This window comes from Paenibacillus riograndensis SBR5, from assembly GCF_000981585.1.
GTDB lineage: Bacteria > Bacillota > Bacilli > Paenibacillales > Paenibacillaceae > Paenibacillus_AQ > Paenibacillus_AQ riograndensis.
This window is the reverse complement of sequence record NZ_LN831776.1, coordinates 5,560,445-5,574,252: the sequence shown is the minus strand read 5'-3', so window position 1 is coordinate 5,574,252 and position 13,808 is coordinate 5,560,445. Positions and strand designations below refer to the sequence as shown.

Here is a 13,808-nt window from a genome sequence, read left to right as displayed (position 1 = left end):
CCGGGGAGGGAGGACTGGAGGTTCTGGCCCAACCTCAACTTATATTGAAATATTGTTCAAACAGGCGAGGCACGGAGGGGAAGTTTGGAACCGGGAGCGGCGGCGTCCGCCTTCACAAGAAAAACTATTGTGCTGAAAACGGTTTTATGTTACTTTATAATCTATAAAAACGTTTTTATAGCGAAGGATAAATGAAGATGGGAAAAATTACAATCCGGGACGTTGCCAGGGAGGCCGGGGTTTCGATCTCAACCGTATCGAATGCGTTAAATGATGTGGATGTGCTGAATCCGGAGACCAAATCGCATGTGCTTAAGGTGGCGCAGCGGCTGAATTACGTCCCTAACCTGAACGGCAAACAGCTGAAGTCAGGAAAAACCATGATGCTTGGCTTTTTTACAACAAGTGTGGCTGGCCCCTATTTTTATAAGCTTGTGGAGGCCATGTCCCGGCAGTGCGACCGTCTGGGGTACGGGCTGAACGTATTTGTCACGAAGGATAAGCAGGTTGTGATGAGCAATATCCTCGGCAGGCGCGTGGACGGCGTCATTATTTATGAAGAGCTGGGCATCGGCGACAAAGACATTCAAGCGATGAACAAGGAAAAGATCAAAGCGGTGTTTCTGGACCGGGTGCTGGAGAACGAGAACATGGGCAGTATTATTTTTGACTCCTTTGAGGCCGGTTATGAAGCGACCAAGTATTTAATCGGGCTGGGGCATAAGAAAATCGCCTACATCTCCGGCGTGGATACGATGTTTGACAGCGTACAGCGCAGGGAGGGGTACCTGGCGGCATTGCGCCAGTACGGTCTGCCGGTGAGCGAGGAGTATATTTTGCAGGGATATTTCGAGGAGGAGAGCACCTATAACGTGGTAAAATCCTTCATCCGGGCGCAGCCCGAGAAGCTCCCGGATGCTTTTCTGGCGGGCAATGACCTTAGTGCGATCGGCTGCATCCAGGCGCTCAAAGCCCATGGCTACGAGGTTCCGGACGATATCAGCGTGGTCGGCTTCGATGATATTGATATCGCCCAGTACTATTCACCCCCGTTAACGACGGTGCGGAATCAGATCGCCAGACAGGGGATATTGGCCATCGACCATCTGGTCCGCATGATACAGAAGCAGGAGCAGGGCAATGCGCAAAAACTGAAAGGTGAGCTTATCGTCAGAGGCTCAAGCCATGTGAAGTTAGGCCGGAATGAGCGGATATAAGGCACCGGGCAACGGCACCGTCCTTAATAGGACGGAATGCCGTTCCACTTGTAATCATGCTTAGGGGGGATTTTTTTGCCAAAAATAAAAACGTTTTTATTGATTTGGGATGCTGATGGGGAGCGTGATGAACGTGGATAAACTGAACCTGATGCCTTCACCGGCACTGCAGCAAATGGGTAAAAGGCCTATCGGGCAAAGGATTAAGGAATGGGTGACGGATTTCAGAAGGCAATGGGAAATTCAGTCGATGGTCATTCCGGGCATTATTTTTATGATTGTTTTTTGCTACATTCCGATTTACGGCTTAACTATCGCTTTCAAAAATTACACGGTCATTGATACGCTGTCCTCGGCTCCGTGGGTGGGTCTGGATAATTTCAAAATCATCCTGTCCGACAAATATTTCTGGGATTCGGTTATAAATACGCTGGGCATCAGCTTCCTGAAGCTGGCCATCGGGTTCGTCATTCCGATTATCCTGGGGATTATGATCTACGAATTGAACAGGGGACGCTTCAAAAAAATAGTGCAGACCATCTCGTATCTGCCCCATTTTTTGTCCTGGATCGTGCTGGGGGGCATGCTGATTACCTGGTTCTCAACCTCGGGGCTGTTCAATCAGCTGCTGCTCGAACTGGGGCTGATCTCGAAGCCGTCCAACATTCTGCTGGATGCGGGGAAATACTGGTGGATCGCCACGTTGTCGGATATTTGGAAAGAGGCCGGCTGGGGAACGATTCTGTATCTGGCGGTCATGTCCAAGATTGATCCGACGTATTATGAAGCGGCCAGAATCGATGGTGCAAGCCGGATCAGGCAGATTTGGAATATCACGCTGCCCAATATGAAAACGATCATCAGCTTAAATTTGATCCTTACTGTAAGCGGTTTATTGGGCTCTAATCTGGATCAGACACTGGTGCTCATGAACTCCCAGAACCGGGAGAAGGCCGAGGTCATTAACTCCTATGTATACCGGATGGGGATGACGCAGGGTGATTTCTCGTATGCAACCGCTGTCGGACTCGGAGTCTCCATCGTTTCCGTGATCCTGCTGGTCGCCGCGAACAAGATCACCAGCAAATTAAATGACAATCAATCTGTGCTGTAAAGGAGGCATTCGCCGTGAATCGAAAAGTGGTTAAAGAGGATGTCGACAGCAGGATATTTGATGCCATTAATATCATCGTGCTGTTTCTCGTAACGGTAGTGATTGTGGTTCCGCTCTGGAACGTGATCATCTCCTCCCTCAGCTCAGGCAAGGCGCTCGCCGAAGGCGGATTCATCTTTTGGTCCAAGGAATTTTCCCTGGAAAATTACCGGGCGGTGTTCAATGACAACACGATCTGGCAGTCCTTTCTCGTCTCCATCTCCAAAACCTTTGTCGGCGTGATTACCCATGTGTTTTTCTGCGCGATGATCGGCTACGGACTCAGCAAAAGATACATAAAAGGCCGCAAACTTTACGTTGCCATGGGTGTTATTACGATGTTTTTCTCCGGGGGGATGATTCCAACCTACCTGCTGATCAAATCGCTGGGTCTGCTTAACAGCTTCTGGGTGTACATTATTCCCGCGCTGTTCAGTTATTACGATGTCGTGATTCTGATGAACTTCTTCCGTAATGTCCCGGATTCCCTGGAGGAATCGGCCAAGATCGACGGTGCAGGCGACTGGCGCATTTTCCTGAAAATCTTCATCCCGCTGTCGATGCCCGCCATGGCAACCATCGCATTGTTCAACGGGGTGGGGCAATGGAATGATTTTATGACCACCAAGCTGTACATCACCAATCAGGCGCTGTATCCGCTGCAGATGAAGCTGTACGAAATCATCGTCCAGTCGCAAACCCAGTCCATGCAGAACATCGGCGGTTCAGCGGTTATCGAAACGACCACCAAAGGGGTTCAACTCGCAACGATTGTCATTACGACTCTGCCGATTGTTGTGATATATCCATTACTGCAAAGGTACTTTATTTCCGGAATGATGCTGGGGGCGGTGAAGGAATAAGGGGGATAGGGGGAAATTATGAAAGCGCAAACAATAATGTGTGGAGTCCAAACATTCTCCGTAGTCACGATAATACCCAAATCGGAAATTTATAAACTTTGAGGAGGACTAATACATGAATAAAACATTCGGCAAAAAAGGACTCAAGCTCTGTACGGTGCTGATGGCGGCTGTACTCGTCATGCCGGGCTGTGGCGGCGGCAATTCGGCAAGCTCCGGCAAAGCCGGTTTGCCTTCGGCAGATGACCGCTATACGGTTGACGCGGAAACTCCGGCCTGGAAGCTGGACAAAAAAGAGGAGACCACTGAACTGACCTGGTACGTGAATGCGGACTGGTGGAATACCGATTTTGGCAAAGATGTGGTCACGAAAAAAATCAAAGAGGATCTGAACGTCAACATCAAATTCATCACCGGGGATGATACGAAGCTGAATACGTTTTTTGCCGGCGGGGATATGCCGGATTTGCTGACGATCTTCGATTCCAACTCGCCGGTGGTGCAGAAGGCTGCCACCTGGGCCCTGCCGCTGAATGATCTTGCAGAGAAATATGACCCTTACTTCAATAAAGTGGCGGCTGCCGATACGCTGAACTGGTTCCAGCTGGTAGACGGCAAAACCTATGGCTATCCGAACTATTCCAACACACAGGCGGATTATGACAGCGGCAACATCCCGGCCAAGACTGCCTTTGTGATCCGCAAGGACGTGTATGAAGCGCTCGGAAGCCCTGCGGCCGGCACGCCGGAAGAGTTCAAAAATGTGATGGGCCAGATCAAAGCCAAGTTTCCGGAGCTGATTCCATTCGGCTTCAACTCCATCGGTGAAGGCACCGGCTCGCTGGGGGATGTACTGCAGGATTTCCTCGGCGTGCCGATGGAAACCACGGACGGCGGATTCTACAACCGCAATCTGGATGAGGATTATCTGGCCTGGCTGAAAACGATAAATGCCGTGTATAGGGGCGGCGCAATCAGCGATGACAGCTTTGCCGATGACGGAACGGCTTTTGAAGAAAAGGTCAAATCCGGCAAATACGCCACCATGCTGCTTGACGGAACGCCTCAGCAGGGCGGCAATCTGCAGATCTACATGAGTGCGAATCCCGGCAAAGAGTATATTGCCATCGACGGGCCGCAGAGCACAGTGGGCCATGCGCCAACGCTGAACCAGTCCGGAATTACCGGCTGGATGATCAGCTTCATTACCAAGAAATGCAAAGACCCGGCCAAGGCCATGCAGATCTTCACCTACCTGCTCAGTGATGAAGGCCAGAAGCTGATGAACTACGGCATTGAAGGCGAAACCTACCAGGTCAACGCGAACGGCAAGGTGGAGCTGCTGCCTGCGGTGAAGGATCTGCAATTAAACAATGCTGACAAATTCAAAAAGGATTACCGGCTGGGCGAATTCATGTTCTTCGGGCATGACCGCGACAAAGCCCTGAGTGAAGATGCCTTTCCCGAATCCATCAAGCAGATGCAGGAATGGGGCAAAGGCAAGCTGAAGCCGCATTTTATTCTGGAGAACATCAATCCGGATCAGGGTACACCGGAAGCACGGGCCCTAAGCGCTATCAACACCAAGTGGAACACAACCATGGTCAGTATGCTCCGCTCCAAGGATGATGCAACCTTTGACAGCCTCCTGGCCGACTACAAAACCTTCCTCGATAATAACAACTGGGATAAGATTGTAGAAATCCGCACGGAGAAGATGAAGAAGAACAAGGAAAAGCTGGGGCTGAAGTAAACTGTGACGGAAATGCGCCCTCTTTGGAGGGCCTTAAATGTAAAGTTAAAAAATTGAGAATTTGAAAGGAGTAATGGAGGTGAAGTTTGGAACTGGAGGAGCGGTAGCGTCCGCCATTATGTTTGAATTTCTACCGCTACCAGCGGTTTAAATCAGGAAATTCAAACATAACAGCGGCCGGAAGTCCAAACATTCACCGTAGTTACGACTGTTCAAAATTCGAAAACTTTAACTTCAGTTTATACATTTGGAGGGGGAACCACATTGCAGGAGCTTATCATGTACAGGTCCACAGGCGAAAAGGGGCTGTTCATCGAGCAGCCGCCTGAGCAGCAGAAAGTAGGCGCTTCAGAGCAGGCGACCGTCACCGTTACCATTGATGAAAGTCAGACCTACCAGGAGATGGATGGCTTTGGGGCTTCTTTTACCGATTCGGCGGCGTATCTGATCAATCGGGTGCTGAGCCCGGAGCAAAGAACGGAGCTGATGAAGAGACTGTTCGATCCGGCAGCCGGAATTGGCTTATCCGTCTTGCGCAATCCGATGGGCGCCTCGGATTACGCCAGAACGGTGTACAGCTATAATGATCTCTCTGAAGGGGAAACCGATATGGAACTGAACCGGTTCTCTGTCGCCCATGATGAAGAGGACATCATTCCGCTGCTGCAGCAGGCGGTGGCGCTGAATCCGGCGGTTAAGCTGATGGCTTCGCCCTGGAGCGCGCCGGGCTGGATGAAGACCAGCGGGTCGATGATCACAGGCAGGCTGAAGCCGGAATATTACGGAGTGTATGCCGGTTATTTTGTCAGATACATTCAGGCGTACGCGGAGCACGGGCTTCCTGTTTATGCCGTCACTCCGCAGAATGAGCCGCTGTTCGAACCGCATCATTACCCGGGAATGCTTATGCTGCCGGAAGAGCAGGCCATGTTTGTTCGGGAGTACCTGAAGCCTGCGTTTGTAAAGCATAAGATCAACGCCAAAATTCTCTGCTATGACCATAACTGGGACCGGCCGGATTATCCGCTCGCCGTGCTTGCGGCTGCCGGAGAAGCGGTGGACGGGGTCGCCTGGCACTGGTATGGCGGCACGGCCCCGGCGCAGTCCCGGGTGAAGTTGGCTTTTGAAGATAAAGAAGTTCATTTCACCGAAGGCTCCGGCGGCGAATGGATTCCGCCTTTTGAACAGGCCTTCTCCAATGTGATCCGCACAGGGATAGAGATTCTGCGCAATCACAGCAAATCGTTTGTCCTGTGGAATATGGCACTGGATGAGCAGAACGGGCCGGCGGTGCCGGGTTTCGGCAGAAGCACCTGCCGCGGCATTGTCCGGATCGACCAGCAGACCCGGGAGCTAACGTATACGCTCGACTACTACGCGCTGGCTCATTTCAGCAAAGTCATCCGGCCCAAGGCCTTGCGGCTGGAGTCCCATTCTACTCATCCTGCAGTTACTACCGCTGCTTTCCGCAACCTGGACGGATCGGTGGGAGCAGTCCTGTTCAACGACGGGGAGGAGCTTGAGACCGTGGCGGTGAGATTGCCGGGAGAGGAACCGCTGACCTTCAGCATGGCACCCAAAAGTGCTGTGTCACTGCTGGTGAAGCATCCCAAGGAGTAGACTGATCTTATAAAAGAAACAGCGGAAGCCATGGACGGGAAGAAGAGTCCGCAGCTTCCGCTGTTTGTGTTAACCAATGGTGCCCTGTTAGCATATGTCCGCTTGTTAAGCGTTAAGTTTCTTCGTCGCTTCTGTATTCCAGTATATCTCCAGGCTGGCACTCCAAAGCCTTGCATATCGCCTCTAAAGTGGATAGCCGGACCGCTTTTGCCTTGCCGTTTTTGAGTATGGAAAGATTAGCCATCGTGATGCCAACCCTCTCGGACAGCTCGGTGACGCTCATTTTTCGCTTAGCCAGCATTACATCAATATTGATTATAATCGCCATGGTCTTCACCTCAGACTGTTAAGTCATTTTCTAATTTTAGTTCGATAGCCTCTTTTAACAGCTTCTGGAGAACAGCAGCAAAAACGGCAATTACCAGGGAGGCGAAAATGATGACCAAACCGATGACGATGATGCCCGGAGCATCATCCTTCTCCGCCATGAGATAGAAGAGAGGCAGGCCTGCCACATACAAGCCGCTGATGACGATGGCACAGTATTTTATATTCTTAAGGACCCGCACAGATAATTCGGAAAAAGCTTTGTTTCTGTCAATATAGCCTAACAGTCTAAAGGCTTGATACAGCGCGATGTAAAAGGGGACCGCTGACGCATACAAATCGATAAAAACCAGATATTTAATAAAAGTCATATCCGGATACAATTCGGCTGCAAAATCCGCGATTGCAGGCACCGCAAATATACACAAAGCAAGAACCGGAATGCCCATAAGAATCACAGCTGCCTTTAAAAAAAGTGTTGTTCCCCGTTGCATAAAATGCACCTCGTTTAGTTATTGTTACATTGAATTTAGCATAAAATTTATCGTTTTACAATATATTTTGATTGTTATGTAATGATGCAGGCTGATCGTGCCGCTCTTTTTTATACTCATTGGGCGACAGGCCCACTTCTTGCTTGAACAGCTTGGAGAAGTAGGAGTAGTTGGTGTAGCCCACCTTGTTCGCAATGGTGTACACAGACAGCCGGGTGGTCTCCAGCAATTGCTTGGCGGCGGCGATCCGGACTTGAATCACATAGCTGCCCAAGGCCACGCCGGTCTCCTTCTTGAATAGCCGGGCGAGATAATCGGGATTCAGATAGACGATCTCCGCCAGATCATTCCGCGTCAGCTCATCTCCGTAATGCGCATGGATGTACTGCTTGATCTCTTCGGCCACCGATTTGGGCTGCGCGGTAAGGTCACGGTATTTCATGGCCGTGTTCACCAGGTATTCCAGGTATTCCTCCATGTCCTCGATAGAAGTCAGGGAATGCAGCTGCAGGCGGTCATTCACCTTGCCACTGTACAATTTATGGACCTGAATGCCCTTCATTTTGAGAAAAGAATAGACGAGCTGCACAATATCCAGCCGGAACAGGCTGAGGATGGAGGTGTCGACGGTCCGGTTGACCAGCAGCCCCTTCAGATAACGGCTCACTTCCTCCAGAAAAGCGGCCAGCCTGTTCCGGTTCAGCAGCTCCTCCAGATGGGCCAGATCCGGGGGGATGTACGCGGCTTTACTCTGCTTCTGGTACATTTCTACCGTATAAGTATGATTTCGGCAGCGTGTGATTTCTTCATCCATCCGGGTCAGGCTTTGCAGGACCGTGCCGATCCCGCCCAGTTCGCCGTGCAGGCCAATATTGCAGCAGACATCGCATTTGAGATAAGGGTTCGTTTTCTGGATCAGGGAGGCGCAGATTTCCTCAAGCGTACCGGTATCCGGAATCTCATTCCATTTTAGGATGGCGATCCAGTGATAATCCTTAATCTCCAGAATGCTCTCGATCCCGAAGCCGGGATGCCGGAACAGCTCATACAGAATGTTAAGCAGGGCAAAATCGAACAGATCCTTCTCTTCCTTGCCCATGCTGCCATTGAAGGGAAAGACATTGAACAACAGCGGCTGAAGGGTATCGTCCATATGATAGGCGAGATTCTGCTCCTTGATGGCATAGGTGATTGCCGACGGCCTGATGGGGGAAGAGCTGCTTCCGCTCACCATTCTGCGCCAGAAATGCTCCAGATTTTTCGCCTGGTTCTTTTGCCAATAATAGCCTTCTTGGATGGCTTTTTCGTTATGCTGCTGCTCCTTGGCGCGCGCAACCGCTTTTTGGATAATAAGCATCAGCTTGTCAAATTCAATCGGCTTGAGAAAATATTCGAAGCTTTGCAGCTCGATGGCTTTTTGCGCGTAATTGAAGTCGGCATAATTGGTCAGGAGAATGGTCTGAATCGGATAATCGTTGTCCCGGATCCAGGCCAGGAGCGATAATCCGCTGCCCTGCGGCATTTCTATATCCGAGATTAGAATCTGCACGGAGTGGTTCTCCACAATTTCCCGGGCTTGGGCGACATTGTTGGCCGTATATACGGTTTCGATGCCCAGTGCTGTCCAGTCCATTTTCTTTTGCAGAGCCGCTACTACATAATAGTCGTCATCGACCAGCAATACGTTCATAGGAAATTCTCCATTCATGTTGAAGTAGCCGGAAGATCCGGAAGGGTTATGATGACAGAAGCGCCGCCGCCCTCTATATTGGAGAAGTGAACCGCCGCTTTTTTATAATACAGGTATTCCAGCCGTTTAAGCGTATTCATAATGCCGATGTGCGTTCCTTTGCTCTGATCCAGGGGCTGGCCCCGCACCAGCTTCTCAAGTACCTCGGGGGCAAAGCCGGGTCCGTTGTCCGAGATCTGAATCACCGTCACCTGTTCCTCTTCGGATTCACGCCGGGTAACCGTCAGGCTGATCTGGACTTCAGGGTCCCGGGAAATTGCATATTTGACGGAGTTCTCAATAAAGGTCTGCAGCACCAGCGGGGGGATCTGCACATCTTTCGCTGTTTCGTCCTGCACGATATGATGTCTGAAGGCATCCCGGTACCGGCTGCGCTGGATTTCAAGATAAATGCGGATATGCTCGATCTCATCCTCCAGCCGGACAAAGTTCCCGCCGTCCTGAAACGTATAGCGGAAGTATTTCGAGGTCGACATGGCCATATTCTCGATTTCTTCGTACATTTGGATCTGGGCCATACTGTAGATGCTGGTCAGGCAGTTCAGGAAAAAATGAGGTTTGATCTGCTGCTTCATATAGTCCAGCTGAATGCGCTGTTTTTCCAGCTCCTGCTCATAGATGGCGATTTTGAAGGTTTTGACCTGCTCCATCAGGTCCTTGAACTGGTCGCTTGCCTGCTCCAGCTCGATGATTTTACTGCTTTTGAAGCCGGCGGGCTGACCGTCCTCATTCATGTGCGCCAGATTCTCCGAGAAGTTCTGGATCGGACCCAGCACTCTTTTATTGAAGAATAGCATTACGGCGCAGAGGGTGGAGGTCACGATGAAGAACAGGAGCATAATCAGCAATTGGGCGATCATGATTTTCTCGAAGGCTCCGAATTGAATGACCATGTCCGCGCTGAATGTAGTATTGGAAAATTCACTGCTGATCGTCGTGCGGGACCGGAGCAGGCCCGGCCAGCCCTGCTCCTGCTGCACCAGCTTCCCGCTGCCCGATAGGGGACTTGAAATGCGGGTGCCGTTCTCATCCACAAGGGAGGCATAGCCGTTGGCCCCCAGGTTAATCTGCCGCAAAGGGCGGATCAGATTGTCGGCGGAGATCAGACCGATCAGATAGCGGTTGTAATACGGGACGATGTTGATAATATAGTATTTTCCGTTGACCAGGATAGGTGTCCACCGGGAATAAAACTCCGCATACACATCCTTATCTTCTATATAGGAATAGATCAGCTTCTTCAGCTCCAGATAATCCGTATAGCTGACGCTGATCGGTGCGCAGTTCAGAAAGAAAGACTGATTTTTCAAATAAAAAAAGAAGTTGTATTCCTGCCCGTAATTCTTCTGCAGCTCGGAAAACCGTTTGTACAGATTACTGTTCGATTTCAGGAACTCGCTGCTGTCCGGTTCATAGGCATTCATCATATTCAGGGTTTCATCGTTCGCCAGCGTCCAGCCCATATAATGATTAATATAGGCAAAATCATGGTTGATGCGGTCGATGTACAGCTTGGCTGTATCCTGCAAATACCGTGTGGACTGCTGCTTCACAATGGAAATGGAGGCCAGGCTGATGGCAAGGTCCAGCACCAGTACGGCGAACGAGACCAGGATCATGATTCGTACATAATGGCGGATGGGATACGGTTTGCTGCCTGCTTTTCGTTTGATCATAGTCTTACATGCCGCGTCCTTTCCTGCGCGTTCATTAGATGAAAGCGGTTGTATGGCTAACAAAGCCATTATAAGACCTCCCGGGAGAAATTACATGCACTATTCCCGGCAGTCCCTGACAAAGTCCGGAAACTGCAAGCGAAAGTCTGAATACCGTCATACCTGCACAGCTGAAATTACGGTAGAATCTTCAAATCGATGTAAGCGGATGCAGAAGTCCGAATACTGCCGCCAATGGGTCCGGAATGCAAAGATGCAGCAAGCTATCATTAGAGGTGTAAAGCGGATGCAACCAATGAAATGGGGGATTACAGAATGGGTATACACAGCAAAAGCAGAGCAGCCAAGAAATGGCCGCTGCTGCTGCTGTCGGCCGTAATGGTTATGGGAATGGCCGGCTGCAGCGGCAATAAGGAGAAAGCGGACGCTCCGGCGGATACCGGTGATTTCAACAAAGAAGGCCTGCCGATCGTCAACGAACCGGTCACCCTGAAGGTGCTGACTGTGCGTTGGGGAAGCATGGGGGATACCTTCACCCAGAACCAGTGGCTGAAGGACCTGGAGAAGAATACGAATGTCAAAATTGATTGGCAGGTCATGTCCTCCAATGACTGGGCGGAACAGAAGTCCATTCTGCTGGCCAGCGGCACGCTGCCGGATGTGGTAGTGGGCGACCAGACCTTTTCCGATTCCGATATCGTCAACAACTTAAGCTATTTCCGTCCGCTGGATGAGTATATCGATCAATATATGCCGAACCTGAAAGCCGCGATGGAAGAAACGCCGGAGATGAAAAAAATCAGCACCTTCCCCGACGGGAAGATATACTCTCTGCCGACCAGATTGCCTTCACGCCCGAAAAGCTCCCGCCAGCCGGTCATCAACAAGGCCTGGCTCGACAAGCTTGGCCTGAAGACGCCGGACACCTTGGATGATCTGTACAATGTGATGAAGGCCTTCAAGGAAAAAGACCCGAACGGTAACGGCAAGGCAGATGAAATTCCGTATATCGAAGTCAGCAATGACCTCATCAGCCCGTTCGGCATCACTGATCTCAACAGCAACAATATGCTGGTTAAGGACGGTAAAGCTGTATATTACCCTACTTCCGAAGAGTACAAGGAAGGCCTGAAATGGGAAAACAAATTATACAGCGAGGGCCTGCTGGACAAAGAGCTGTTCACCCAGGACGCCACCATGATCTCGGCCAAGTTCCAGAATCCTGACGCGCCGATCGTAGGCCTCTCGTACCAATGGACGCCGGACGCCGTCTTCGGCAAATGGAGCGAGCAGTATGAAACCATTCCGCCTGTGGCCGGGCCGGACGGCAAGCGCTATACCATCGGCAATCCCATCGGGATGAATCTCGCCCGCAACGAGCTGCTGATTACCACCTCCTGCAAAAATCCGGAAGTCGCCGCCCGCTGGGCCGACCAGTTCTATACCAATGAAGCCAGCATCCAAAATTTCTGGGGGGCTATCGGAACGGTGCTCAAAAAGAATGACGACAGCACCTACACGCTGATGGACCCGCCGGCGGGAACGAGTGCGGATGCCTGGTACTGGGACCAGTCGCTGCGTGATTTCGGGCCGAAATATGTCAGCCCGTCCTTTGAGAAGAATATTGTGCTGAGCCAAAGCAGCGGCGACGGATTGAAGCTGCAGCTGGATAAGCTGGGCAGCGATTACGTGACCACGCCGTTCCCTAACGTGATGTACACCTCCGAGGAATTCCAGGAGCTGCCAACCCTGACCACGGACATCGACAGCTATGTGACCACGATGCGTGCCCAGTTTATTACCAAAGGCGGGATTGATGAAGGCTGGGATGCCTATGTGAAGAAGCTGAACGATATGGGCCTGGAAAAGCTGCTCCAAATCCGCACCGACGCTTATGCCCGGTATATGAGCGTAAAATAACCAGTTTCGGAGAAGAGTATTCTTCATCGGTTTGAGCAAATGCCGTCCCGCGCCAGCTTTTTGCAGGACGGCATTTTCCATATAGCTCACAACACTTTTAGGAGGGGTTTCATGAAATCCGGTCATCGCCGTCCAGGTCGGACCTGGGGACAGATCAAACGGAACTGGGGGCTGTATGCGCTGCTTTTTCCTGCGGCGGTTCTCACGTTATTATTCGCGTATAAGCCGATGTACGGGGTGCTTATTGCCTTCAAGGATTATAGTCCGGCGCTCGGAATCACGGACAGCCCTTGGGCGGGCTTCAAGTATTTCGAGAAGTTTTTTCATTCCTATCAATTCTCGTCCACGATCAAGAATACGCTGATCATTAGCGTGTACAGTCTGATTACTTTCCCGATTCCGGTCATGCTGGCGCTGATGGTCAATCAGATGCGCCCGAACCGGTTCAGACGTTTTTTTCAGACCGTATCGTATATGCCGCATTTCATTTCCACAGTGGTTATGGTCGGCCTGATGATGATACTGCTCTCCCCAAGTACCGGCCTTGTCGGCAATCTGTACAGTCTGTTCGGCAAAGAAGCTCCCGATCTCATGGGTTCAGCCGGGTGGTTCAGCAGCGTGTATGTCTGGTCCGATGTGTGGCAGCATGTCGGCTGGGACAGCATTATCTTCATCGCGGCGCTGTCGGCGGTGGACCCGAGCCTGTATGAGGCTGCTACTGTGGACGGGGCCAGCCGCTGGCACAAGGTCCGCTACATCGATATTCCGATGCTGATGCCGACCGCCATCACCCTGCTGATCCTGCGCGTCGGCGGCCTGCTGGGCGTCGGCTTCGAGAAGGTCTATCTGATGCAGAATGACCTGAACGCCACCTCAAGCGAAATTCTGTCCACCTATGTCTACAAAATCGGGCTGCTCAGCAGCCAGTACAGCTTCTCCTCAGCCATCAACCTGTTCAATACAGTCATTAATTTCATCCTGCTCATTATGGTCAACCAGATTTCCAAAAAACTCAGCGAAAACAGCTTGTGGTAG

The 13,808-nt window shown here is 51.1% G+C and carries 11 protein-coding genes; 7 read left to right on the top strand and 4 right to left on the bottom strand.

Features of this window, described 5'->3' with window-relative positions:
• Window positions 1-197 precede the first annotated feature (197 nt).
• From PRIO_RS23760 to PRIO_RS23740, 5 genes are all read left to right on the top strand, one after another.
• Window positions 198-1,217: a LacI family DNA-binding transcriptional regulator gene (locus PRIO_RS23760; protein WP_020429029.1), complete on the top strand. Its 1,020-nt coding sequence runs from the start codon at window positions 198-200 to the stop codon at window positions 1,215-1,217.
• 151 nt (window positions 1,218-1,368) lie between these two features.
• The gene (locus tag PRIO_RS23755) at window positions 1,369-2,331 is read left to right on the top strand and encodes an ABC transporter permease (protein ID WP_231869968.1); all 963 of its coding nucleotides are present in this window, start codon (window positions 1,369-1,371) and stop codon (window positions 2,329-2,331) included.
• A 14-nt stretch (window positions 2,332-2,345) separates the two neighbouring features.
• Window positions 2,346-3,233: a carbohydrate ABC transporter permease gene (locus PRIO_RS23750; RefSeq protein ID WP_020429027.1), complete on the top strand. Its 888-nt coding sequence runs from the start codon at window positions 2,346-2,348 to the stop codon at window positions 3,231-3,233.
• A gap of 115 nt (window positions 3,234-3,348) precedes the next feature.
• Window positions 3,349-4,986 (top strand): type 2 periplasmic-binding domain-containing protein, encoded by a 1,638-nt coding sequence (locus PRIO_RS23745; protein ID WP_046504965.1) that lies wholly within the window; start codon window positions 3,349-3,351, stop codon window positions 4,984-4,986.
• Between the two features lie 264 nt (window positions 4,987-5,250).
• Window positions 5,251-6,606, top strand: coding sequence for a glycoside hydrolase family 30 protein (locus tag PRIO_RS23740; protein WP_144412129.1), 1,356 nt, complete (start codon window positions 5,251-5,253; stop codon window positions 6,604-6,606).
• A 112-nt stretch (window positions 6,607-6,718) separates the two neighbouring features.
• Here PRIO_RS23740 and PRIO_RS23735 read toward each other — a convergent pair whose 3' ends face one another.
• From PRIO_RS23735 to PRIO_RS23720, 4 genes are read right to left on the bottom strand one after another with little or no spacing between them, the layout of a single operon-like run.
• Window positions 6,719-6,934 (bottom strand): helix-turn-helix domain-containing protein, encoded by a 216-nt coding sequence (locus PRIO_RS23735; protein WP_020429023.1) that lies wholly within the window; start codon window positions 6,932-6,934, stop codon window positions 6,719-6,721.
• Window positions 6,935-6,944: 10 nt separating this feature from the next.
• Complete coding sequence (locus PRIO_RS23730; protein WP_020429022.1) at window positions 6,945-7,427, bottom strand: DUF2975 domain-containing protein; 483 nt, start codon at window positions 7,425-7,427, stop codon at window positions 6,945-6,947.
• 55 nt (window positions 7,428-7,482) lie between these two features.
• Window positions 7,483-9,117: a response regulator gene (locus tag PRIO_RS23725; protein ID WP_020429021.1), complete on the bottom strand. Its 1,635-nt coding sequence runs from the start codon at window positions 9,115-9,117 to the stop codon at window positions 7,483-7,485.
• 14 nt (window positions 9,118-9,131) lie between these two features.
• Window positions 9,132-10,853, bottom strand: coding sequence for a sensor histidine kinase (locus PRIO_RS23720; protein ID WP_039788688.1), 1,722 nt, complete (start codon window positions 10,851-10,853; stop codon window positions 9,132-9,134).
• 315 nt (window positions 10,854-11,168) lie between these two features.
• Here PRIO_RS23720 and PRIO_RS23715 point away from each other — a divergent pair, with 315 nt between their 5' ends.
• Both PRIO_RS23715 and PRIO_RS23710 read left to right on the top strand, forming a co-directional pair.
• Window positions 11,169-12,773 carry an extracellular solute-binding protein gene (locus tag PRIO_RS23715; RefSeq protein ID WP_020429019.1) on the top strand — a complete coding sequence of 535 codons (1,605 nt, stop codon included), beginning with the start codon at window positions 11,169-11,171 and terminating at the stop codon, window positions 12,771-12,773.
• 111 nt (window positions 12,774-12,884) lie between these two features.
• Complete coding sequence (locus tag PRIO_RS23710) at window positions 12,885-13,808, top strand: ABC transporter permease (protein ID WP_039834456.1); 924 nt, start codon at window positions 12,885-12,887, stop codon at window positions 13,806-13,808.